This window comes from Paraburkholderia sp. BR13444 (assembly GCF_040948755.1).
Classification (GTDB): domain Bacteria; phylum Pseudomonadota; class Gammaproteobacteria; order Burkholderiales; family Burkholderiaceae; genus Paraburkholderia; species Paraburkholderia youngii.
The window spans coordinates 96,570-120,541 of record NZ_JBFPKM010000013.1; the positions used below are offsets into that span (position 1 = coordinate 96,570).

The 23,972-nt window shown below is 58.4% G+C and carries 21 protein-coding genes and 1 pseudogene; 3 read left to right on the forward strand and 19 right to left on the reverse strand.

Annotation, left to right across the window (positions count from 1 at the left end):
• Positions 1-17: 17 nt before the first annotated feature.
• The gene (locus AB3X95_RS29455) at positions 18-1,346 is read right to left on the reverse strand and encodes an aspartate aminotransferase family protein (protein ID WP_368593273.1); all 1,329 of its coding nucleotides are present in this window, start codon (positions 1,344-1,346) and stop codon (positions 18-20) included.
• 113 nt (positions 1,347-1,459) lie between these two features.
• Here AB3X95_RS29455 and AB3X95_RS29460 point away from each other — a divergent pair, with 113 nt between their 5' ends.
• On the forward strand, positions 1,460-2,878 hold the full coding sequence (locus AB3X95_RS29460) for a PLP-dependent aminotransferase family protein (RefSeq protein WP_368593272.1): 1,419 nt from the start codon (positions 1,460-1,462) through the stop codon (positions 2,876-2,878).
• Positions 2,879-2,933: 55 nt separating this feature from the next.
• Here AB3X95_RS29460 and AB3X95_RS29465 read toward each other — a convergent pair whose 3' ends face one another.
• From AB3X95_RS29465 to AB3X95_RS29505, 9 genes are all read right to left on the reverse strand, one after another.
• On the reverse strand, positions 2,934-3,695 hold the full coding sequence (locus tag AB3X95_RS29465) for a GntR family transcriptional regulator (RefSeq protein ID WP_368593271.1): 762 nt from the start codon (positions 3,693-3,695) through the stop codon (positions 2,934-2,936).
• A 19-nt stretch (positions 3,696-3,714) separates the two neighbouring features.
• Positions 3,715-4,746 (reverse strand): proline racemase family protein, encoded by a 1,032-nt coding sequence (locus AB3X95_RS29470; protein ID WP_368593270.1) that lies wholly within the window; start codon positions 4,744-4,746, stop codon positions 3,715-3,717.
• 12 nt (positions 4,747-4,758) lie between these two features.
• Entirely contained in the window at positions 4,759-6,240 is a 1,482-nt protein-coding gene (locus AB3X95_RS29475) for an aldehyde dehydrogenase family protein (protein ID WP_368593269.1), read from the reverse strand.
• 3 nt (positions 6,241-6,243) lie between these two features.
• A complete protein-coding gene (locus AB3X95_RS29480) occupies positions 6,244-7,317 on the reverse strand; it encodes a proline racemase family protein (RefSeq protein ID WP_368593268.1) in 1,074 nt (357 codons plus the stop codon).
• A 50-nt stretch (positions 7,318-7,367) separates the two neighbouring features.
• Positions 7,368-8,246: a dihydrodipicolinate synthase family protein gene (locus tag AB3X95_RS29485; RefSeq protein ID WP_368593267.1), complete on the reverse strand. Its 879-nt coding sequence runs from the start codon at positions 8,244-8,246 to the stop codon at positions 7,368-7,370.
• Positions 8,247-8,280: 34 nt separating this feature from the next.
• Positions 8,281-8,946, reverse strand: coding sequence for an amino acid ABC transporter permease (locus AB3X95_RS29490; protein WP_368593266.1), 666 nt, complete (start codon positions 8,944-8,946; stop codon positions 8,281-8,283).
• A 10-nt stretch (positions 8,947-8,956) separates the two neighbouring features.
• Positions 8,957-9,628: an amino acid ABC transporter permease gene (locus AB3X95_RS29495; protein ID WP_368593265.1), complete on the reverse strand. Its 672-nt coding sequence runs from the start codon at positions 9,626-9,628 to the stop codon at positions 8,957-8,959.
• A 9-nt stretch (positions 9,629-9,637) separates the two neighbouring features.
• Positions 9,638-10,471 (reverse strand): amino acid ABC transporter ATP-binding protein, encoded by an 834-nt coding sequence (locus tag AB3X95_RS29500; RefSeq protein WP_368593264.1) that lies wholly within the window; start codon positions 10,469-10,471, stop codon positions 9,638-9,640.
• A gap of 256 nt (positions 10,472-10,727) precedes the next feature.
• The gene (locus tag AB3X95_RS29505) at positions 10,728-11,561 is read right to left on the reverse strand and encodes a transporter substrate-binding domain-containing protein (protein WP_368593263.1); all 834 of its coding nucleotides are present in this window, start codon (positions 11,559-11,561) and stop codon (positions 10,728-10,730) included.
• 131 nt (positions 11,562-11,692) lie between these two features.
• Between AB3X95_RS29505 and AB3X95_RS29510 the strand changes: the two are divergent.
• Both AB3X95_RS29510 and AB3X95_RS29515 read left to right on the forward strand, forming a co-directional pair.
• A pseudogene (locus AB3X95_RS29510) lies at positions 11,693-12,148 on the forward strand (FAD-dependent oxidoreductase); the annotation flags it as partial.
• Between the two features lie 629 nt (positions 12,149-12,777).
• Positions 12,778-13,110: a hypothetical protein gene (locus AB3X95_RS29515; protein ID WP_368623236.1), complete on the forward strand. Its 333-nt coding sequence runs from the start codon at positions 12,778-12,780 to the stop codon at positions 13,108-13,110.
• Positions 13,111-13,892: 782 nt separating this feature from the next.
• Here the strand turns inward: AB3X95_RS29515 and AB3X95_RS29520 are convergent.
• The 9 genes from AB3X95_RS29520 to AB3X95_RS29560 form a co-directional block, all read right to left on the reverse strand.
• On the reverse strand, positions 13,893-14,873 hold the full coding sequence (locus AB3X95_RS29520; protein ID WP_368593261.1) for an ATP-binding protein: 981 nt from the start codon (positions 14,871-14,873) through the stop codon (positions 13,893-13,895).
• Positions 14,874-14,876: 3 nt separating this feature from the next.
• Positions 14,877-15,830, reverse strand: coding sequence for a hypothetical protein (locus AB3X95_RS29525; RefSeq protein ID WP_368593260.1), 954 nt, complete (start codon positions 15,828-15,830; stop codon positions 14,877-14,879).
• Positions 15,757-16,929 carry a hypothetical protein gene (locus AB3X95_RS29530; RefSeq protein WP_368593259.1) on the reverse strand — a complete coding sequence of 391 codons (1,173 nt, stop codon included), beginning with the start codon at positions 16,927-16,929 and terminating at the stop codon, positions 15,757-15,759. Before AB3X95_RS29530 ends, AB3X95_RS29525 begins: the two co-directional genes overlap by 74 nt.
• Before the next feature lie 617 nt (positions 16,930-17,546).
• Positions 17,547-18,680, reverse strand: a complete 1,134-nt coding sequence (locus AB3X95_RS29535) for a porin (RefSeq protein WP_368593258.1) — start codon at positions 18,678-18,680, stop codon at positions 17,547-17,549.
• A 588-nt stretch (positions 18,681-19,268) separates the two neighbouring features.
• A complete protein-coding gene (locus AB3X95_RS29540) occupies positions 19,269-20,042 on the reverse strand; it encodes a lysine/arginine/ornithine ABC transporter substrate-binding protein (protein WP_368593257.1) in 774 nt (257 codons plus the stop codon).
• 280 nt (positions 20,043-20,322) lie between these two features.
• Positions 20,323-21,123, reverse strand: a complete 801-nt coding sequence (locus AB3X95_RS29545; protein ID WP_368623237.1) for an alpha/beta fold hydrolase — start codon at positions 21,121-21,123, stop codon at positions 20,323-20,325.
• A 27-nt stretch (positions 21,124-21,150) separates the two neighbouring features.
• On the reverse strand, positions 21,151-21,969 hold the full coding sequence (locus AB3X95_RS29550) for an HpcH/HpaI aldolase/citrate lyase family protein (RefSeq protein WP_368593255.1): 819 nt from the start codon (positions 21,967-21,969) through the stop codon (positions 21,151-21,153).
• Between the two features lie 20 nt (positions 21,970-21,989).
• Entirely contained in the window at positions 21,990-23,081 is a 1,092-nt protein-coding gene (locus AB3X95_RS29555) for a mandelate racemase/muconate lactonizing enzyme family protein (protein WP_368593254.1), read from the reverse strand.
• Positions 23,078-23,887 (reverse strand): NAD-dependent epimerase/dehydratase family protein, encoded by an 810-nt coding sequence (locus tag AB3X95_RS29560; protein WP_368593253.1) that lies wholly within the window; start codon positions 23,885-23,887, stop codon positions 23,078-23,080. Before AB3X95_RS29560 ends, AB3X95_RS29555 begins: the two co-directional genes overlap by 4 nt.
• Positions 23,888-23,972 lie beyond the last annotated feature (85 nt).

Genomic DNA, 23,972 nt, shown 5'->3' on the forward strand with positions numbered 1-23,972 from the left:
CGGCCGGGCGATTCAACTCAGGCCACGTCGCGCAAGGCGTTGCGCACGGTGGAGAAGATCTGGTCAATCTGCTTCTCATCGACGATCAGCGGCGGCGAGAAAGCGAGGATGTCGCCGGTGTAACGCACCAGCACACCGGCTTCGAAGCACTTCAGGAAGACCTCGTAGGCGCGCGCTCCCGGCGCACCCGGACGCGACTCGAGCTCGATGCCTGCGACCAGGCCTAGATTGCGGATGTCCTTCACGTGCGGGGCACCCTTCACTTCATACGCCGCGTCTTCGAACACGCCGGAGAGCTCTTTTGCACGCTCGAAAAGCCGGTCGCGCCTGTAGATGTCCAGCGTTGCAATCGCCGCGGCGGCAGCTGCCGGATGCGCGGTGTAGGTATAGCCGTGGAAAAACTCAATCGCGTTCTCGGGGCCGGCATTCACTACAGTGTCGTGAATCGTGCGGCTTGCCGCTACGGCACCCATCGGAATAGCCGCGTTGTTGATGGCCTTGGCCATCGTGATGATGTCCGGCTTGACGCCGAAGATTTCGCTCGCGGTTGCGGCGCCAAGGCGGCCGAACGCCGTAATCACTTCATCGAAAATCAGCAGGATGCCGTGCTTCGTGCATATTTCGCGCAGTCGTTCGAGGTAACCCTTAGGCGGAACGAGCACACCGGTGGAGCCGGCGAGCGGCTCGACAATGACCGCTGCGATGGTCGAGGCATCGTGCAACGCAACAAGTCGCTCGAGCTCGTCAGCCAGATGGGCACCCCAAGTCGGCTGGCCTCGCGTGAATGCCGTTTCTGCAACGTTGTAGGTGTGCGGCAAATGGTCCACGTGCGGCATCAGGTTGCCGGAGAACGCCTTGCGATTCGGCAAGATGCCGCCCACAGAAATGCCACCGAAGCCCACACCGTGGTAGCCACGCTCGCGGCCAATGAAACGGGTACGTTGACCTTCGCCGCGAGCACGGTGATAGGCGAGCGCCATCTTCAACGCCGTATCGACCGACTCGGAACCGGAGTTGGTGAAAAAGATGCGGTCAAGGCCGGCCGGCATGAACTCGGCGACCTTCGCTGCAGCCTGGAAGGCCAGCGGGTGTCCAATCTGGAACGTTGGCGCGTAGTCCATCGTCTCGAGCTGCTCGCTCACGGCACGCGTGATTTCGGTACGGCCGTGACCCGCATTGACGCACCAGAGTCCGGCCGTCGCGTCCATCACCTGACGGTCATCGACCGTCGTGTAGTACATGCCTTTGGCAGCCTTGAACAGTCGCGGCGCAGCCTTGAATTGGCGGTTCGCGGTGAAAGGCATCCAGAACTTCGTCAGGTCCAGGTTCGGTTGATTCGCGCTCATTTGGTGACTCCGTGAAGGTGAGCCAACTTTATCCAGGTAGCGCGCTACAATCACTGGACAGCATGCAATGAGCAGTCAGACCGTATTGATTATCCTCTTCGAACTGTATTGAAATGTTCAAGCTGAACCTGTCGCGCTCCCGCAAGAACGAAGGCACGCTGGTGGACCAGATCGTGTCGTCGATCGAACAGGAACTCAGACAAGGTACATTTCCGGCGGGCACTGCGCTTCCCTCAGTCCGCGCCCTCGCGAAGAGCCACAATCTGAGCACCTACACGGTCTCCGAGGCCTATCAGCGTCTCGTTTCACTCGGCCTGGTGATCGCGCGCGCCGGCGCTGGCTACCGCATTGCTACACCGGCGGCGAAACCACCTGCCGCCCCTGCGTGGAGTGCACCTAGTCTCAACAAGGCGTGGTTGCTGTCCGATGTTTTCGCGGACAAGACTGTGCCCATCAAAGCTGGCTGCGGATGGATACCTAACGACTGGATAAACGAGAGCGGTCTCCAGCACGCCCTGCGTGTGGTCAGCCGCGTGCCCGGGCCGCGTATCGGGGGCTATGGTCATCCGTACGGACTCGCGTCTTTGCGCGAACACATCGCAAATTCACTGAGAAGGTACTCGCTGTCTGTCGGCAGCGATGATGTTCTGCTGACCCAGGGCGTCACGCAGGCATTGGACCTGATCGTTCGCACACTGCTGCGACCCGGCGACACTGTGCTCGTCGAAGATCCGTGCTACTGCAATCTGCTCGAGATCCTGAAAGTCGCCTTCGTCAATGTCGTCAGCGTTCCGCGCACGCCCGAAGGCATCGACAGTGCACAGCTTGAAGAGGTCGTGAGGGCCCACAAGCCGAAGATCATGTTCGTCAACACGGTTCTGCAAAACCCCTCTGGGACTTCGCTGAGCGCTTCCTCGGCCTTCCGGCTTTTGCAGATTGCCGACCGTGAAGGCATCTGGATTGTTGAGGACGACATTTCGCGTGAGCTCGCGCCTGCGGGCGCGCCCTGCCTTGCCGCGATGGAGGGTTTGCAACGCGTCATCTACGTGTCTGGCTTTTCGAAAACCATCACGCCCGCAATGCGGGTCGGCTATATTGCAGCCAGTCGCGAGCTGCTGTCTCGCTTTGCGTTGACGAAGATGGCGGTCGGACTAACGTCGTCCGAGGTGACCGAACGTGCCGTGGCGAATGTTCTGATCGAGGGACACTACGACCGACACACAGCACATATCCGGGAGCGGCTCTTCAACGCTCATGCCAAAATCACGCAGTCGATGCTCAGCGCCGGTCTCGAGGTATTTCACACGCCGAACGCAGGCCTTTTTCTATGGGCCAGATTGCCGATCCGGCCGGAAGACAGCATTGCGGTCGCAAACAAAGCCCTCAAAAAGGGAATCTGGCTCGCCCCCGGCTCATACTTCCGCCCTGGCGAGCATACGTCCGAGTGGTTTAGGTTTAACGCGGCCACATCTGACGCTCCCGAACTCTGGACATTTCTGGAGGGCTTGCGGGGAAGCGCTTCTCACCAGTAACAAAAAAGGCCGCTCCTTTGTTAAAGAACAGCCTTCGGAGGAGCTAGGCTGGCGATTAGAGGATAGCCAACGATTCCGTCATGTTCTGCCGCATGTAGTCAAGGAACCGTTTCTGGAACAGCATCGTGTGCTCGTGTGCCAGTTTTTCGGCTTCGTCGGCATCCCGTTGTGCAATCGCGTCAATCATTTCCGCGTGATCCCGACCGAGCTTCGTCGCGGTCGGCGACGTAACGGTGAAGTCGAAGTGAAGATGCAGGAGGCGCTGCCCTTCTCCAAGCAGACGTTCGTAATACCCAATAAAGTACGGATTGTTCGCCGCATGGGCGATGGCGATATGAAGAGCTTTGTTCGTCTCCGACATTGCCTGGAAGTCGCCGCTTTCGACCGCCTGCATGTACTCCTCATCTGCCATTCGAATGCGCTTGAGGTCTTCTTCCGTCCGGTGCTGGGCGGCCAGCCGCGTCACCGCGCGCTGAATCAGGTCCAGCGCCGAGATGTACTTCGGGAACTCTTCAATCTCGAAAGGCGTCACGAGCGTCGTGCGGTTCGGGAGAATCGTCACGAGACCTTCGCTGATGAGGCGCGCAAGCGCGTCGCGCACCGGTGAGCGCGACAGACCAAACTGCGCCGCCAGAGAGACTTCGTCGAGCGGCGCGCCTGGCTTGAGCTTCAACGTCAGAATCTGCTTGCGCAATTCCTCATAGATATACCGCCCGCCGTGTCTGCGGACGGTGGATTCTGTCTCCGTTCCCTTGCTCATCGCTTCACCGCCGTAGTCGTGGGCCCGAAATGCCGGGCGCGCCTTCAAGTTTATCATCGTGTGGGCTCCTGCCGCCTCAGGCCTTCGGAAAACCGGAACCCCAGGTATCACTCAGCATGAAACCGGCAGCCAGCGGGTCGTCCGGGTCGACACCAAGCTGCTGGATGCCATAGACCCAGGCCCGCCCCTGCACTCGTGGCAACACGGCAGGCTTGCCGCCGACTTCGGTCTTTCCTCGCAGCTCGACAACGAACTCGCCGCCGATGGTCGAGCGCGACTTCAACCGGCTGCCGACGTCGACGAGACCGCGAGCCGACAAAGTGGCCAGATTGGCCGAACTGCCCGTGCCGCACGGTGACCTGTCCACCCGACCAGGCGGAAGCGTTGTGCAGGTCTGGTAAAGGTCTTCGCTCACCCGGTTACGGAACATCACATAGGCGACTTCGTTGATTTCCGGGAAAAGCGGATGCTGAATCCTGATCTGGCTGTTGATAACGTCCTTCAGCCCGACTCCGAACTCGGCAAGTTCGCGCGCGTTCTCGGGCGCAATCTTCAAACCCACCTGCTCGACGTCGACGAGTGCATAGTAGACGCCGCCAAATGCGATGTCCGCCTTGATTTTGCCAAACTTCGGCGTGTCGAAAATGAAGTCGAGTTCCTCGACGAACGCCGGCACCATATCGAGTGAAACGCCCGTGCAACGACCGTCACTACATGCGGCTCTTGCCGTGACCAGACCCGCCGGCGTGTCAAGGACGACCGTTGTTTCAGGTTCCTGCATCTCCACCATGCCTAGTTCCAGCAGCGCCGTCACAACGCAGATGGCGTTGCTCCCGGACATGGGGTGCGCCTTGTCCGCCTGAAGTACGATGAAGCCCGCGTGAGCTTCGGGACGCGTGGGCGGCAACAGGAGGTTCACAGACATCTGCAGACAGCCTCGCGGCTCGAGGACGACGAGCCTTCTCAGGCTGTCGTCGACCTCGTTGATGTAGTTCATCTTGTCGAGCATCGTCGCACCCGGGATTCCGATGACTCCCCCGGTGATGACTTTGCCGATCTCGCCTTCGCAATGAACGTCGATGATTTGAAGCGTCTTTTTCCAGCGCATGATTGACAGACCTTACTTGATGTACCAGCCCCAGGGCTTATCACTGTCGTACCGCGTGATCTGCTTGGTTTCAAGGTAGTTGTTCAAACCCCATTCACCAAGTTCGCGACCGATTCCGCTCTGCTTGTAGCCGCCCCACGGCGCCTCGGTGAAAGTCGGCTGGCTGCAGTTAATCCAGACAATCCCCGCGCGCAATGCCCTCGCCACGCGCTCGCAACGCGTGTTGTCACGCGACATGACCGCGGCCGCAAGACCAAATCGGGAGTCGTTCGCCGAGCGCACCGCCTCTGCTTCGTCATCGAACGGACGGATGCAGACGACCGGCCCAAAGATTTCTTCGTTCCAGACCCAACTGCCGGCCGGAACGTCCGCGAAGACGACCGGCTCCATGAAGTACCCCTTGTCCAGGTGAGCAGGTCGGCCGCCGCCGACCACTAGCCGGGCGCCTTCGGTCACGCCACGCTCGACCGCCTCGCGAACCTTCTCGTACTGGCCTTTGCTCACGATAGGCCCGAGCAGCACACCGTCTTGCAGGCCATTGCCGATGGTGAGCTTCTGGGTCTCTTCTTTCAGACGCTCCAGCAGGCGGTCATATATTCCACGCTGCACCAGCACGCGCGAAGTAGCGGAGCAGACCTCCCCCTGGTTCCAGAAAATGCCGAACATGATCCACTCGACCGCCGCCTCGATGTCGCTGTCATCGAAAACGATGAATGGTGATTTCCCACCCAGTTCGAGGCTGACATTCTTGATGTCTCGCGCAGCGGCCTGCATGATGCGGCTGCCGGTAGGCACGCTGCCTGTAAATGCAAGCTTGTCGATGTCCGGATGCTCGGCGAGCGGAGCGCCAGCGTCCTTCCCAAGGCCCGTCAGAACGTTGAGGACACCAGGCGGCAGGTCGGCGGCGGAAACGATGCTGGCTAACTCAAGCGCCGTGAGAGGTGTCAATTCCGACGGTTTCAGAACCATGGCGCAGCCAGCCGCTAACGCGGGGGCCACTTTCCATGCCGCCATCAGCATCGGGAAGTTCCATGGAATGATTGCGCCCGCCACACCGACTGGCTCCTTGCGAGCAACCGAGCTGAAGCGCTCATCAGAGAGAGCAACCGGCGTCTCGGCATTCTCATCAAGCTTCTCGGCCAGGTTTGCATAGAACTCGAAGCAGCCGGCGGCATCGCCCACGTCCCAGAGCGCCTCCGGAAGTGGCTTGCCGTTGTCCCGTACTTCGATTTCCGCCAGTTCCTGCAGGCGGTCACGAATACCTCTACCAATGCGACGGAGGACCTCGGCACGTTCGCCGCCGCTCATACGCGGCCAAGGACCTTCGTCAAATGCCTTCCGTGCGGCTTGCACCGCAAGGTCTACGTCTTCGGCGGTCGCAGCCGCAACCTTTGCAATAACCTGTTCGCTGCTCGGATCGATAGTCTCAAAGCTGCCATTCTTGACTGGCGCTACCCAGCGACCATCGATAAAAAGTCGTTCGTACGATTTCATGATTCAGCCTGCAATCGATTGGTGGGATTTGATGAGCTTGTTGTCGACCGCCTCAAGCCAGGTGTCTGCCAAGGTGAAGCCGGTCTGAAACCTGTCCGTGGGGTCAACGCCAACCTGCGAAATCGAGGTAATCCATGCCTGTCCCGACACCACTGGCACGATTGCATCGTAGTTGCCAACACGTGTCGTCGACGCAACCCGGCTTTCGAACCGTGACCCCGTGATGGATTCGTGAATGAAGGTCTCACCGACGTCGATCAGACCACGCGCGTGCAGCACACTGAGGCGCGCTGACGTTCCCGTTCCGCATGGAGAACGGTCGCATCGTCCCGGCGAAACAATCACCGTGTTGCGCGCGAAGAGCTTGCCGTTCTCCCGCTGGAGTGGCCCCATGAACTGGGTGTTCGTGACGCCCTTGATTAGCGGATTGAGAGGATGTGAAAACGGCAACTGGTCTACGGCTGCTGCCTTGATTTTCTGGCCGAGTTCGCAAAGCTCGCGCGCTACATCCGGCGTGATGCTGAAGCCAAGAGACTGCGCGTCGACCAGAGCGTAAGTCATGCCCCCATACGCGACATCGATCTTGATACTGCCGAGGCCCTTCACTTCGATATCGGCATTCAGGTTGGCGACGAAGGCCGGTTGATTCGTGAACTCGACGCGCGTTACTTTGCCATTCGAACACTCGCAGCGTGCGTGGATGAGTCCGGCTGGCGCCTCCAGTATGAGTTCGGTCACCGGTTCGTGCATCTTGAGGATGCCAGTTTCCAGCAGCACCGTTGCCACGCACATGGTGTTCGAGCCTGACATCGCGACGTACTCGGTGGACTCTCCAATCACGTAACCCATCTGCGCGCGCGGGTCCGTCGCAGGCAAAATGAAGTTGACGTTGTGATTCACGGAGCCGCGAGGCTCGAAAAGACAGATTTTGCGGAGCTCGTCGCCATACTCCTCAAGGTAAACCATCTTCTCGAACATCGTGTTGCCTGGCACGTCAATCAGACCGCCCGTAACGACGTTGCCGACCTCGCCTTCCGCATGGCAACCGACCATCGTAAGCGTCCTGTTCCAGCGCATCGCTCTTGTCCTTGATAGAGTGCCGGCGGACTGCTCCGCCGGCTTCACGTTTACGCCTGGGCGGCTTCGAAGACCTTGCGGAAGTCAGCCTTTTCCTGTTCCGTGAGAGGCTGCAGAGGCATGCGGGCAGAGCCCACCTTGAAGCCTGCGAGTTCGCAGCCATACTTGACCTTCTGCACAAACTTGCCAGCTTCCATCGTCGCCATGACCGGGAAGAGCGAGCGCATCACGTCCTGGGCGCCGCGAATGTCGCCGGCGGAGAACTTGTTGTAAAAGTCCACGACCGGCTTCACGAAACAGTTCGCCGGACCACAAATCCAGCTGCTCGCACCCCAGAGGAAAAAGTCGAGCGCCTGGTCGTCGGAACCGCAGGACAGCTGGTAGTTATCCTTGTACGTCTCGCCAATTTCGATAGCCCGCAGCAGGTTGCCGCTGCTTTCCTTGATCCCCACGACGCGCGGGTTGTCCTTGAAGGCATCCAGCACGCCGAAACCGACCTCCACATTCGTGCGAACCGGGTAGTTGTAGAGGACGACGTTGACGTCCGGCACTGCTTTCAGAATGGCTTCGTAGTGGCCGATGAGTTCTTCCTGTGATGGCAGCGCGTAATACGGCGGAGCGATGAGAACGTTCTCGTAGCCTGCGTCACGGACCAGTTGCGTTTGCTCGATCACTTCGCGAGTACACGAACCATTCGCACCAGCGATGAGCGTGCCGCGATCACCGACGACTTCGAGAACCGTCTTGAGAATCGCGCGACGCTCGTCATGGGCGAGAGCGTAGTATTCGCCCGTCGAACCGAGAGGGACAAAACCGGCGACGCCGGCCTTGAGTTGAAACTCAAGAATGTTGGCGAGAACGTCGTGGTCGACTGCACCGGCAGTGCTGAACGGGGTAACGAGTGCGGGCAGGATGCCTTTCATCTGCATGTGTTTCTCCAATAACATCAGTAGACGGGTAAGGTTAGTAAGCGAAGCGCCTGAGGAATCGCGACTCGACTACGCCAACGAGGCGCGTAAGCGGAAAAGCCACCAGGAAGTAGATGATGGCGACGGTCGTCAGAAACTCGACCGGCTTTGCTGTGCTATTCGAGATGTTCTGCCCGACGAACATCAGGTCCGCTACGCCCACCGACGAGATGAGCGCGCTCTCCTTGAACAGACTCACGACATTCGAGAGCAGCGGCGGAATCGCGCGCAGCAGCGCCTGAGGGAAAATCACATAAAGGATCTTCGCCTGGGGCGTCAGGCTCAAAGCAGTACAGGCATCGTGCTGTTCGGCGGAAATGGACTTCAATGCGCCCCGGAACGTCTCGCTGGTGATGGCCGCCATATACAAGGTCAAGGAAATTACAACCGAGACATAGGGTGGTATATCGACCCGGAAGACGACCGGAAAACAGAAGAACACCCAAAAAAGCTGGATGAGCAGCGGCGTGCCGCGGAAGAACTCGACGTAAAGCGTCGTCGCACCTTTGAGCAGGCGATTGGGCGACATGCGAAGCAGGCTCAGCACAAACCCGGCGAGACTTCCGATGACGGCACAGCTACTCGTGAACGCAACGGTAAGACCCAGCCCTTTGAGCAGGACCAGCCAGTAAGGAAGAACAGCTGAGAAATCGAGGTGCATGGCATTCTCCTCAACGCTTGACTGCCAGGTCCTGACGCCGCTCGATCACATGGACGAGCTTTGCGATGGGCAGGGACAGGGCAAAGTAGATGAGCGCGACAACCGTGTAGGTTTCGAGCGGCCGATAGGCTTCCGTCGCGAGACTCTTGCCGACATACATCAAGTCAGCGACCGCGACGATGGCGACGAGCGCGCTTTGCTGCAGGCTGCCGATGCCATTGGTCATGAGGACCGGCATGGCGCTGCGAAGAGCTTGAGGCAGCACGACATACAGGGTGCGTTGCCACGGCTTGAGACCCAAGGCGACGCATGCGTCGAGGTGTTCCTTGGGGACCGCCTGGACGCCTGCACGGTAGGCTTCAGCGTTGAACGCGGTCAGGTTGAGACCAAGCGCGAGCACCCCCATCAAGATGGGGTCGATGAAGACGTCGACCATCATCGGAATGCAGTAAAAGAACCAGACGATCTGCAGGAGCGCCGGCGTGCAGCGGAAAAACTCGATGAACAGTTGAGCCGGCCAGCGCACGGCGACCCATCTGCTCATTGCCATGAGACAGAGAAGGAAGCCGAGCACAAGCCCCATGAGGTTCGAGGCGACAGCAAGCTCGATGGTGACTCTGAGGCCATCGAACAGTGCGCCGAAACTGCCCTCGAGAAAGCGGAAATCGAAGTGGTAGTTCATGTTCGGACCTCAGTCGAGATGCAGCACTTTCTCGAGGAACTCACGCGTGCGAGCTTCCCTGGGGCACTTGAATATTTCGGCCGGAGCGCCTTGTTCGACGATTTTTCCGCTCGCACAGAAGACCACGCGAGTGGCGATGTCACGCGCAAAGTGCATATCGTGCGTCACGATGATCATCGCCATCTTCTGTTCCGCAAGCTGAAGCATCACGTTTTGCACTTCGATGACCATCTCCGGGTCGAGGGCCGACGTGACTTCATCGAACAACATCAGCTTGGGCTCGAGCATGAGGGCACGCGCAATGGCCACCCGCTGCTTCTGGCCGCCGGAGAGCTGGCTCGGGTATGCGTGGAGCTTGCTTTCAAGGCCGAGCCGGGCCAGATACTTGCGAGCTCGCTCAGTCGCTTCTGCTTTGGTGATGCCGCTGACCTTCATCGGGGCGAGGATGAGGTTCCCCAGGACGGACAGGTGCGGAAACAGCGTGTAGTGCTGGAACACCATGCCAACCTGCTTCTGCAGCCTGGTATCGATGCGCTTCGACTTTCCCGAGTCGGCTCCGTAAATGTAGGGCTTGCCCTGGAAGCCAATCTGGCCGCTCTGGACGCCTTCGAGGCCCATCATGACGCGAAGCAGCGAGCTTTTACCGCTTCCGCTCGGTCCGATGATGACTAGCCTGTCGTCGGCGCGCATGTCCAGGTTCATGTGGTCCATGACGACGAGGTTCGGACCGTAGGATTTGTAGACGTCTCGAAACTGCACGAAATCGCCGAAGGTTGAGTTGGCTGATTCGAGCGCGCCCGACGGAATATCGGGTTGACTGATCAGCGGTTGCGAAGAATGCATGGAATCTCTCCAGCGAACGCGCCCGCGGGCGCGTGGTGTGTGATTCGAATGAACAACGGCTGGCGACCGTGCCAGCCGCTGCCAAGTCAGTACTGCTTGGTAACTGGCGGATAACGATCTCGCGATCCTGTTCAATCTATGCGCAGTCTTGCGTACTGCGTTACGCCGTCAAACTTGTCGGAGTCTGATCGACGCGTGATTCTGCAAACGTACTCGGCGCTGCGCATTTCATGCGCGGTGCGCGCCGGCGGTGGCTTTACTTGTTTGCGACCAGCATGGCGTGAACAGACACCTTGATGAGGCGGTCGACTGCGCCGGATTTGACCTGTTCCTGCACGTATTTGTTGAGTACGGCGATGTCAGCGGCCGGCGTTTCCTTCTTGACACCGAAGGCGACTTCCTGTTGCGCGAGCGGCGGCTGCGGACGAATGACTGCGGCCCAGTCGGGATGCGCTTCCGTCAGAAGCATGTTGGTGATGTTTGCGTCAGCGAGGAGGTCCGCGCGCTTCGACATGAGAGCGAGGCGGGTCTCGTCGTTACCCGGCAATCGCATGATGCGCGCCTGCTTCAGCGCGGCCGAAATCGCCTTGTCCTGCGCAGATCCCGACATGACCGCGACGGTCACTTCCGGCTTGTCAATATCGGCGATGGTTTGAGCGCCCTTGGAAATCTTTGGATTGTTCCTGTTGTAGGCAAAGGAGACGTTGTAGTCCGTGGCAGGGGCGGAGAAGGAAATGGCTTTTTCGCGTTCCGGCGTGTCATTCAACGCCATCGAGAGGTCCCACTTGTCGGACTGCAAACCGGCGACGATGTTGTCCCAGGTGGTATCGATGAACTCAACCTTTACCTTAAGCACGTCCCGCCCAAAGCTGCGACAAAGGTCCGAAAAGAATCCACTGTATTCGCCCGTCTTCGGGTCACGCATCACATAGGGCGGCGCGATGGCCGCGCCGCAACGGAGAACACCAGCTTTCTTGACACTTTGCCAGGCGCTGGCGTCATCCGCGTGAGCCGGGATGCCAACAGCGAGAAGACCGGTTACAGCCAGGCACGTCAAAGCGTGCCGGGTGAAGCGAGCAAGCAGAACCATAATTACCTCCCGAGGTCATCGGTAAATCGTTGAAGTGAACCCGATCATCACACATTCCTGAGCACTTTTATGTGTGCATCGTTGCACACAGACTAGGATGCGCGATCTAGACTGTCAACCAGGCAGACGCCATGCGAGTTGTTGTTTTGGGCAGTGGAGTCGTCGGTGTGACGAGCGCGTTTTATCTCGCACGTGCAGGACACGAGGTCACCGTCATCGACCGCGAACGAGGTCCCGCGCTGGAGACGAGTTTTGCGAACGCGGGGCAGATTTCGCCCGGCTACGCGGCGCCGTGGGCAGCGCCGGGCGTGCCGCTCAAAGCCGTGAAATGGATGTTTCAGAAGCACGCACCGCTCGCGATTCGCCCAGACGACGCGGACAAGCAGTTCCAGCTGCAGTGGATGTGGCAGATGCTGCAGAACTGCACGGCCGAACGTTATGCCATCAACAAAGCGCGCATGGTGCGCCTCGCCGAATACAGCCGGGACTGTCTGCAAGCGCTACGCGCTGAGACCGGCATCCAGTACGAAGGTCGAACGGGCGGCACGCTTCAGGTTTTCCGGACTCAGCAACAGTTTGACGGCGCAGCCGTTGGTTCAAGTAACTTTGTTCCCGTTTTGCAAGTAATTTTGTTCCTCGCCCCCTTGGTGTCGCGATCGAGGCTGACCCAAAAACACGCGCACCTGCGCAGCGGCCTTCGGGTATTTGCGGGTTGTATCGGGCGCTTGCTGCGGATCACGTCCATGATTGGCTCCCGGGCAGCATCTTTGCAATGGTATATGAGGACGCCAGAGACTGCATTCGTCATCGGGGCTGCCGGTCACCATGTACCTCATCGCCAGCGCGAAGACAAAATCAGCATTCAGGTGGCCGTCTTTCGCCACCCGGGCGAGGTACATGCACGAACCGGCCCTTCGGGTTCCTTGACCCACCGGATGAGCGACAATCCGTCGTCGGTTTCCAGGAGGCGGATGCAATATTTTGGGTCATCCCGTTGCCCAGGTGGACGCCCACGGTCAATGTTATCCAGCCACACCGAGACAGCGCTGCGTGTGGCCTCGACTTCCCACTCTGCCGCCTTTTCGAGAAACTCCGAGAGCGGTGAACCGTGCAACCACGCGCAACACGATGCTATCTCCTGATCGGTATAGAGGTACCCCTTGGTTGATATCTTGGAATCCTTTACATATCGGATAAGCCCCGCAGCACGCATTTCGTGAGCCAGTCCGACGAAACGCGCCAGTTTTTGAGTTGGATTTCGGCCGATTTGCCCCGGATCCTGATGCGCCCAACAGAGATCAAGTTCAGCGAGAGCAACGTCAAATGGGCATCGGAACGACCAGTGTTTGCTGTCCTCCCTATGCGTCCTGACCCAGTTGGGGTGCCACCCTTCAACCGTCAGTTTCCATTCACAGCGACAGATGCCGTGGCGTTCCCGGAGGGAATCCTGGGCATGCCTGGCGAGGGTGACAAAAGAAGGCGAAGCCACGGAAAACGCGCTGATGCACTTGTAGAAGTCAAGGACGCTGGCGAATCCGAGACCTCGTGACCGGAGATGCTCGAGCTTGATCCTGGTCTGCGGTGGAAAACGACAGGTCTCCATGCCCCAGGTGTCTCCAGGTTTTACAAGGAGAGACTCAATTACTTCAGGCATCGGCACGAGAGCACGCAACTGGCCAAAAGCTTGGGCCAATGAGAGGTTTCCCAGAAATCCATCGTCTCCTGAGCGCCATATCTCTCTTCGCGCCATGTGTGCTGCGGCCAGGCTAGCGCGGGTGACCCAGTCTCGAAGAAGCGACAGATATTCATCTTCGCCAGAAGGAAAAGAGTTGTTGCAATGGGGCCAAGACCCGCAGTGCTCCTGCATCACGATTTTGAGTGCAGCCATGTGTCCGGCCGCGACGGAACCTGCATGCACTCCGACCCATGCGTCTTTCAGTTCGCACATATGGAACGGACATCTGGAAAGCCAACCCAGCTCATGCAGATAGCTGTGGTAGCCGCGCTGTGCACATGCGTCGCAATAGCGCACGCAATGACGATCGCGCCTGTTTGGCGGGGGGCCGTAGTGCCCACAATTTACGAACACGACGGACGGCGAAATGAAAGCCTGAACATCAGGCAACGCTTCGTGCAGGATCTCCGACAGACGAACTGCCTCCTCGTGCGGCAGCGGCGAATCTGGATCCGGGGCAATGCTCAGGAACCTCAAACACCTGTCGCTGCTGATACCGTTCAACTCCCGGAAACGGACAAGGACCGACAGCCTGGACTCATACGGGCGGAGATTGCCGGGCCACCAGTTGACGGAGGGATACGCAGCCATATCCGTCAGTTGCTGTTGGCGATTATTCGCATGTGATCCGAAAAATTGGATTTCGCGAGTTCACGCAGCCAGTTTTCGTAGGACGTCACCTCGTCCCAGGTCTCGCCCACGGCCAACTGGAAGAGTATCGCCTCGGTTGCCCTGGCGACATGCTGCATGGGAAACTCGAAATGCCGGCGTGCAGATTCGGGCGAAAGCTCAATAAGCGCTTTCCATAGGTGACTTGCGCAGTCCGCGAGCCGGCGCCCTTCCCTGAATTCGCCCGGTGCGAAGTATTGCAGGTATGAAACGCTGCTCCCAGGTGGCCACTCAGAATCGATGTCGTAGCCGTTGAGCACGTATGCGATTTCGTCCGGCGGGCGCAGACCATGAAACCGCGCATGCGCAGCCATAAAACGCGCGGCCAAGTGGGCGTTGCCCGTGATCGCCATATACTCATGACGATAGTTCAGCTGGTGCGAGCCGACGGAAAAAACGCTCAGCAGGTAGCCTTCATAATCGAGGTCATTCTGGATACCGAGCAGCCATTTCCACTCCCGGAACGTGATATCCTGCGCTTCGTCAATGATTAGCATCACGTAATTTCGCTTCGCGTTATTCGCAAGAGCAATGAAGCGCTGTTTGCAGAGGTAGATCCCTTCCGCTTTTTTCGGCGGTTTCGTCGGATGGGCGAATTCGAAGTGTGAAGCGAGCAACAGTTGATGCCAGAATCCCGCCTCGCTTGTCTGACTGTCCGGACGGCGGTTCCACACCACCAGTGGCACCACGGCGCTAAAGCGCTCTTGCAGCACCTTTTCAACATACCACTGTACGCAGCGCGACTTGCCCAGCCGCGAGGCGCCATAGATGTAGCCGCCCGGTCGTTGCTGGTCGATCCATTCGCCGATCTGCTCGATCATTTCGTGCATGGGTGGCGTATATACCGCGTACTGCTTCGTCACGATGCAATGTCGCGGATCGACGCGCTCGGGCAGGGAGAACCGCATGGCCTACCGCGATTCCGCCATTCGACGTGGCGGGAGCGTGGCGCCGGGACCCGCCTGCTTCGGTGGAGCCGCCGCGCCGTGCCGCACCGGGCTGCGTGTGGCCTTACCGCCCGTGCTGTCGTCGCCGGAAGCGTCGCTGGCCGCCTGCTGGCCCCGAGCCATCGCTGCGTCCAGCATGGCAGCCCCGATTGACGGGTCGGCAGCCGCAGACAATATGCGCCGTGCTTCCAGGTAGGCCGGATGGACGGGCAAGCGGTGATGCGCGTGGCTTTCTACATAACGCATGAAGGCATCGATGGCATCTGCGCCCGCCGGGATCGTGAACTGCCCGCGCGAACAGGCCTGACGGATTGCAGCTCGAACGGAAAGACTGTGCGGCGAGATGTTCCAGGGCGGCGCCGCCCGCAGCACGCCGAGCAACATGCCGTCGAGCGTGGAGGCGAGCGCGACCCGGCAATCGTCCTCCTTGTGACAGACCACCCAGATCGCGGACCCGACGAGGTCGTGCCGATTGTGAAGCACCTCGTTCGTGTAGCGTCCGTAATAGAACTCGACAAACGGGGCGCGCCCCGTCTGCGCGCCGCCGCGCACGATACAGCGCTTGCGAATGCTCAATAGTGCGTCTACAACGGCAGGATCGGCTCGACGCAAGGTTTGCTGCGAATGCTGATACAGGAACTTCGCATACGCCAGCGGCGTCCGGTTGCCGATGCCGCTGTGTGGCGTGGCGTTGTAGTTTGCGACGAGCACGTCAAGCAACTCTTCCGCATACTCGTACTGGAATCGGCTCGCCAGGGCAACCTCTTCCGGCTGCCGGCCCTTGCGGTCCTGAGGCTTGCCGCCAGTGGTGTTGGAAAGGCGCTGAAAGCCCTGTCCCGCCAGGTTACGAAAAAAAAGCTTCGATAAATGGCCGATCGTCCTTGCTTCGACGTTTCGAAAACGAGTTTTTTGGGTCAAGTACCGTGGCGCCAACCGCATCGCGCAGCGCATCGCGCACGTGCTGGCAGGTTTCCGCCAGGGCGCCGTCTACGCTGGTTTCATCCCAGCACAGTCCGGCGAAATCGTCGCCAAGCCCCGAGAGGAGCCCGGCTTCGGACAGATACGGTTTGTCGCAGAAACTCACTGGGCGCACGCACCACCTGCTCAATGCCCGTTTGAGCGCGCGCAGGACGTCGTCTTTTGATACTTCCCGCCTCATGCTGAGGTAGTAGCCGAGTACCGCGCGCGAAACCACCTCAAGGATCACGATGACCCACAGGCGATGAACGATCTTCTCCTGGAAACCGCCCCCCATCAGGGGAAGCGACACACAAAAGCGTCCGTCGAGTTTGTGTGCATCCATCTCGACACGCTGCATGAACTTCATAACCGGCCGTCCAGCGCCGTCCCCGGTCTTCAGCTTTAAGACCAGGTCCGGGCCGCCGCTCGTCGCGGCTAACGCTCTTGGGTTCGCCGACAGCACGCTGTCAACATACCGGCCAATCGAGACATAACCCAACCTTGCCGTATTAAACAGCCACTCGCCGCGCTGCTCATACCCAAGGCCACGAAGTTGGTCGAGAAACCATGCGCAATGGCGCCTTTTCGACTGCTTCGTTTCGACCAGCCGCTTGCCTGAGACGCCCGCCAAAATACGTGCTTCGAATGCGTGGCGAAGCTCTGGCCAGGCATCGAGTAGTGCCTGCAGCGCGCCAGCGGCGCCGCCACCGAAATGATCGAGCTGGATCTTCCGACACCGCCGGTAGTGCTTGAGCCGCACCCACGGCACCAGCCCCCGCCATCCGTAAGGCCGCCCGTCTGGATGGGTTTCGAGGCAACGTTCACGAATCAGACGATAGGCCTGTTTTGCGCCAAGTGAGGTACGCCGCTTGATGGTGTCGGCCGTCGCACCGGAAAGATACAGCGAGACCGCTTCCTTCCTCGCAAAATACAGCGCGCGCCGGCCGCCTTCGAGCGCACCCTCATCGGGACTGACCCACTGCGATGTGTCGATAGTTCGCCTGCCCATCGTCCGGGTGGAGCAGTAAAGGCTGTCGTCAACGTCGCCTGCTTCCATGGACGCTCCATAGCGCCCGCTCGGCGATAGCCAGGGGGCGGATGCCTATAAGACCATAGAGCGCTTTCGCAGGAATGCAAGGCGAAGATTCAGCCGCACTGTCGAAAAAGATACAAAATTGCTTGAACTGTCGGCCGAAGGAACAATTTTGCTTGAACTTTTTGCAAGCAATTTTGTTCTCGATAGTCGTGGAAGCCGCTAATTTCCGGCCGTCTAGTGGTAACAAAATTGCTTGCACCGACGCATCCGGCGTCGCGCTGTCGCGCTTTAGGCGGATCCTCAATCGTTGCGGCAAGGGAAATTGTTGCCGACTTTGCTTCGTTGGACGAGTGACCGTTTGTGGGCCGCCTGTAGTCCAAGGCCTAAAACTGCGGCTTCAGCTCCAGACACAGATCGCTTGATTTAACGCCGACATTTATTGGGACGGCCCACAAAGGTTCATGCAGCCGGGAGCGTTCTAACCGGAAATCTGCGCCAAAGACAAGGTTCCCCGAAAAGAAGCGCGGGAAAAAAGTCCCATGCGGGTGCATGGGACAAACGGGCGTCATCCCGTGGAGACCGGTTAGAAACGTTGCTCGGATGAAGATGCAACTCACCCTCGCAACGTTCCACGCAATTTAGAACTTGTGACGCAGACCAACCAGAACGAGGCCTTGCTTGTCCGAGCCGGCGTCGACGTCATTCGAACCGATAACAGCCTGGGCGGCACCAAGGCCATTTTGCCCGCTGGCCTTCGCGTAGGAAAAGACGGTATACACGTCGGTTCGCTTGCTGATGAAATAGTCGGCGCCTATGGAGACCGTATGTTGCTTCGCCGAAGAATCACCATGAGAAGTCATATAGTCGTAGCCGATTTGGCCCTGCAGCGCGGGCGTAACCTGCCAGACCGAATAGACTTCAAAGTTGTGATATTTCTCGGAGTTGGCGAACGTTGACTTGGCGTCGGCGTTGTACTGCGAGAAGCTGTAGTAATCGCCCAGCGTAAACTGACCAAGCACGTAGTTGCCACCTGCCCGGGTGATGTTGATGGAACGTGCCGAAGCGTAAGCGTTGTTGACAGAACTGTTGAAGAGCGAGTCTGCCGACGTCGTTCCTCGAATTGAAAGCGCTCCATTGCCGTTGTCGATATGTAGATATGCGGCGGCCAACGACAGTGCGCCATTGCTGTAGCTCGCGCCACCGCTGTATGTCTGTCCAGACCCAACAGCGCCAGCGACACCACCGAACGAATACAGCGCTTCGACTTGCAGACCACCCCAGTTCGGGCTGACCCACTTCACAGCATTGCTGATTCGGATGCTGTTGTCGGCGTTATCAATGTCTCCCGGGCTCGTGAAGAAACCGCCGAGCCAGTTGTCGCCTGAGACAGGCTGCACTAGGTCCACCGTTGGGTCGTACTGGCGTCCCAACGTGACAGTTCCCCAACCATTTCCGGTCAGGCCGACATAGGCCTGGCGTCCAAACATCCGACTACCCTGCCCAAGCTTGCCGTTCGTGGAGTTGAAGCCGTTCTCAATCTGGAAAATTGCCTTCAGGCCACCGCCCAGATCTTCAGTGCCCTTCAAGCCGAACCGTGGACCGGACTGCGCGCCACTCGCCATTGCAATCTGCGTGGAATGGCCTTCACTGTTGTGGATGTACATGAGGCCCGTATCTACCACGCCGTAGAGCGTGACCGTGCTTTGCGCATGCGCCTGGCCTGCTAGCGCCGCGAGCCCCGAAATGATTGCTGTCGTTGCGAATTTTTTCATTTTTTTCCAAATCAATTATTAGTAATACTATTAGTTGTACCATGTGTACCGTTAAATAATGTCTCCAGACAACGGGGAGACACGACCGCCATCCAAAGGAAGAGCTGGCTCGACCTTCTGTACTGCGAAACGGAGCGTCAAAAGTGCCGCAGGTCCTTGACATAGGCGCCAGCTGAGACATTGGCCCGTGGCCTTCGAATACAACGAGCAGCCCTTGTTCCCGAGTGACTACAGAGGCGCATCCATCAGAAACGATGGGCAATTCATCTCGATTATTGAAATCGGATTCGAGGAGGTACTGGTCGCGCTTCAAGCACCGCTGGAGCGCCTCCTGGCATTCAATAGCCCGTGAGTGGCATCATATCTACCGGCAGCGCCGCAAAGTCCACAGTCACCTTACATTCGGAAAACCATAAGTGAATGACCGCAATCCTGCGCGAAGCCGTATGCGCGTCCCATTTATCGCGTCTGTGCAGAAACGCGGCGAATGCAAGGAACGTCTTTAGATACTTACGCATTGTGCATCCTGCCTAGGAATCGGCGCGCCCGTGCAGCGACATGGGCGGCGCTTACCATTCGTGCGTCGTCTCAATAGACTGAGAACGGAAAGTACTTTGCGTTGATGGTCTTGTACGTTCCGTCCGACAGAATCTGCTTGATTGCCACATTGAATTTGTCGCGCAGGTCGTCTGAGTCCTTCCGTACAGCGATTCCCTTGCCTGGGCCGAAGTATTTTTCGTTGCGGATTTCGGGGCCCACAAACTTGCAGCACGAACCATCTTTGGTCTTGGACAGGAATTCGTAGAGCAGAACCGAATCCGACATCACGAGGTCGATGCGGCCAGCTGCGAGGTCCATGTTCGCATCATCGACAGACTTGTAGGTCTTGATGGTCGAGTTCTTGTACTGGTCCTGTAGATAGGTGGCCTGCGTGGTCGAGCCCTGCACGCCAATCGTCTTTCCTTCCAGTGCCTTGGGCGACACGTCCTTGATGTCAGTGTCCTTGGCCGCTATGAAGCGTGCTGGCGTGGCGTAATACTTGTCAGAGAAATCGACCTTTTGCTTGCGCTCATCCGTGATAGCCATCGAGGAGATGATGGCATCGTACTTGCCCGACATAAGGCCAGGAATCATGCCGTCCCACTCCTGGGTGGTGAACTGACATTGAACCTGCATCTTCGAGCAGAGCGCTTTCGCTATATCAACATCAAAGCCGACAAGTTGTCCCTTGTCCATGTAGTTAAACGGCGGATACACGCCCTCAACTGCGACACGAACAACCTTCCAATCTTTTGCCTGGGCCGAAACCGTTGCGATTGCCATCACTGTTGCGGCAGCCAAGCGGACTAAACGCTGATTCATCGTAGATATCCTCAAAAACATGTGGTTCCGTTGTGCGAGAGGCTCCTTCGCAACTGCTTGAATTCGCTAACGTGAAAGCAGTGTAACGCGCCAAAAATATAGCAATATATCGGTGTATTCCTTTGTGTCGCCTACGATGCGCAGCGAGGTCAAACACCCGCCAAAGCTCAGCGCTTGCCGCGACGCATGGATGGCGATGGTTCAACAAACACAGATGCGAGAGAACGAGCTTCCGCTGTTTGGCTCAGTGCTTCGTGGATGCCGTCGCCGAGAGTTGTTCTCAGGCTGTCTGCATCACGAAGAAATCGCTGAGTACCCGCGAGAGTTCTTGCGGGCATTCGCGCATGGGGTAATGTCCGGTCTGAGGCAATAGCACCAGGGTAGACTGCGGATACCAGCGAAGCGCCGTATCTTTCATCCTGCCCTCCGAACAGCCGGGGTCGACGTCACCCACCACCACGAGCGTTGGAACCTTCGAACCTTCCGCCTCGCTCTGGAAGTTGGTTCCTGCCCACGACTCGAGATATCCAAGCAGTCCGGCTTCAGATGTGGATGACACACTTGCCGACAGAAGGTCGTCCAGCCACGCATTGTCGCGCAGGCCGCCAGTGTTCAGATCAATGAGTTCGCGGCGAGCTGCCGTTTCGCGGATAGCCTTCGAGAGTAAGGCGCGTCGAGCATCGTCCAAGGTCGCCCCGCAAGCAGGAACGGGCGCTATCAGGGCGACCGACTGCAACCGGTCAGGCACGTCGACCATGAGGCGCTGGGCCACCATGCCACCCATCGAATGACCGACAACGTGGAATCTTTCCCACCCTAGTTGGGCAGCGACGCAAAGAACATCGTCAGCCGCAGCCTCGATTGTCTTCGGACCGCTCTCGCCTACCCGACTTCCATACCCACGGCAGTCGATAAATGCGTACGTGAACCGCTCCGCATCGATGAACGGAAGCAATGGGTCGAATAGGTGACTGTCGCCCATCCAGCCGTGTGCGACGATTACGTGGGTCGGTCCATGTCCACAAACAAACGTCGGTTGCAGAGGCTTAATTCCTCCGTCTCCTCGAAATGTGTCAGCCATCCTTCTCTCCTGGTTTCTCGATTGAACTTAGTAGCCGCCCGTCTGTGCGGCGGGTGTCTCGCTAATGACAGACGCCATTCCTTCGCGCACCTGTCGCACGCTGGCTGTTGCCGCCGCCGTTAGCAACCGGACGTCGTTGGACACGGTGACGAGGTCAAAACCCCACCCTAGCGCTTTGAGCGCATACTCCGGGGACCCGCAATGCAGCGCCGCGCGGATTCCGGCGCTATGTGCGGCCGTCAGGATCTTTTGAATTGCATCAGTCACTTCCGGTTCTTCGCGGTCGAAGCCTGGCTGATACTTCTTTCCGGTCAAATCAATGGCGAGGTCTGCGGGCCCGATGTAGACAGCATCAAGGCCTGGGGTCGCCACAATCTCGTTCAGGTTGGACATTGCTTCGCTTGTCTCAATCATCGCGAAGCCGACAACCTGCTCGTCCGCTTCAAAGCGATAGTTCGGACCTGCGGAGATGACCGCTCGCGTGGGTCCGTAGCTCCGGACACCGTTGGGTGGATAACGAAGGTATGAGACGAACTCTTCCGCTTGCTTCCTGCTGTTGATCATCGGGCAGATGATTCCGTAGGCCCCGGTATCGAGTGCCTTCATGATTTGTCCGGCGTCGAGCCAGGGCACGCGAGCCATCGGGGTCACGCCTGACGCTCGCATGGCCTGAAACATACCCAGCGACGTCTGCCCATCTACCACCCCATGTTGCAGGTCGATTGTGATGGAATCGTAGCCTTGCTCGGCCATGATTTCTGCCGTGAAACTATTGGGGATGGACAGCCAACCATTGAGCGCCTTCTGGTTGGACGACCAGAGTCCACGGATATGATTTGGAAGCATTGCTTTTTCTCTCTGACGAACTACGCGCGACGGTAACGTTTGAGGACGTCCATGTCGGGTTCAAAACCGAGCCCAGGTCCTTGCGGAACATTCACGACATCGCCGCGCCGGATGCCTTCAACGTCTGCAAGCCATGCATCTGGCTGAACAAAATTCCACTCCAACGCCTTGACCGAATCGAAGGCTGCGGCCAGTTGCAGACTTGCGAAGAAGCCCGGTCCGAAGTACGGTGAGTGCGGCATCACAGATGCGTCGAACTGACTCGCAACATCGAGTACAGCCGCAAACTCAGAAATGCCACCAACTTTCGTGACGCTAGGCTGGACGATATCGACGGCACCTGCTGAGAGCGCGGACCGGAACTGCTGCGTCGTGCACCAGTTCTCGCCTGCGGCGATGGGGAACGACGAACTACGGCGTTCAGCGAGCGCCTCGAAATCCTCGGGCGGGAAGATGGGCTCCTCAAGCCAGCTCAGATTCAACTCCTCAAGCTCGGCCCGGTTGGCGTCAATGAAATCCTTCGTCCATGCGCAGTTGACGTCCACACACATCGCGCGGGTGTCCCCGAGGACCTCGCGACAAGCTGCAATTTCCTTCAGCGCAATTTCGTGTAGCTTGATGTCGGAAAAGCCGGCCTTCATTGCTTCTTCGCAGGTCATTGCGGCGAGTTTCGGGTCGGCGTAGCGCACCGGACTGCAGTAAAACGGAATCGACGTACGCTGTCCGTTCCCAAGCAGCTTTGATACCGAAACGCCTTCGCGCTTGCCCTTCAGGTCCCAGAGCGCAAGGTCGACGCCACCGATTGCAAACATGGTCACGCCATATCGACCAAACATGTGAATGCGGCGCTGCGTCTGCAGATTCCACGCGGGGATATCCTCGATGGTCGTTCCGATGAGAGTCGGAAGAATCAGTTGGTCCATGATTGCTTTGGTCGCATCCACCGTGAAGTATCCGAAGCCTTCGCCCCATCCGACGTTACCCCGTTCGTCTTCAAGCCTGACCAGTGCGAACTCAAGACTCTTCCATGCTGTAGGCATGATTCCCACGCCCGTTCCGCGAAGCTGGAACGGGATTTCGACAACCATCGTCTCAGCCGATACGATCTTCATTTTTGCACCGTGGGGTCAGGAAGGTCGGAGACCGCAAAAAAGCCACCGACGTAGTCAATTCCGTCGTTTGCGCTTAGGGTCTCGAGAGGACGAAACTCTGGGGCCCGGTTCTCCGATGCGTAATCCATCGGGGAATATCCAAGACGCTCGGCCATTTCGTTGTTCAACAGGGGGCGTGGACAGTGGGAAACGCCATAAACCACCTCATATTTGAGGTCTTCCGCCTTCAGACCGATTTCAATGAGTTGAACCAGGTCGCGGCCACTCGTCCACAGCCGCTCACGTCGGCCGTCGACAACCTCTGGGTCAGCATTACCGATGCGAATTGCTAGCGTGCTGATACCGTAGCGATGTGCATACATTGCGCACGCAGCCTCACCAAATGCCTTGCTCAACCCATAGAACCCGTCAGGAGCGGGCAACGAGTCGTCCGCTACAGTCGAATCTGAGGACAGCAGTCCTACAGCGTGGTGACTGCTCGCGAAAATGAAGCGTTTGACTTCATGCATCCGGCACGCTTCGAGAAGGTTGAGAACTGCCTGATAGTTCGGTCCCAACGTTTCCTTAAAAGCAATCGACGGCGAAACCGCTGCTGCGAGATGGACGACACCACTCGCACCTGCGACCGCCAGCTTCGCAATGTGAGGGTCTGCGAGGTCGCCGCGAAAGACCTCTTCATCATCCTGAGCATCGACAATCGGCGCGAGGTCAATAAGACGCAGGTTGTAGCTGCTGCGCAGCATCGGGCGAAGTAGCGTGCCCACACGCCCCGCTGCACCGGTAATTAGAATAGTCTGCCTTGACATCAAAGCGTCTCCTGTTTAAGTGACGAGGCGGGCCACTGCACCCCTTGAAGCAGGCGAGAGAGTCTGAAGGACCTGAACTGGTCGC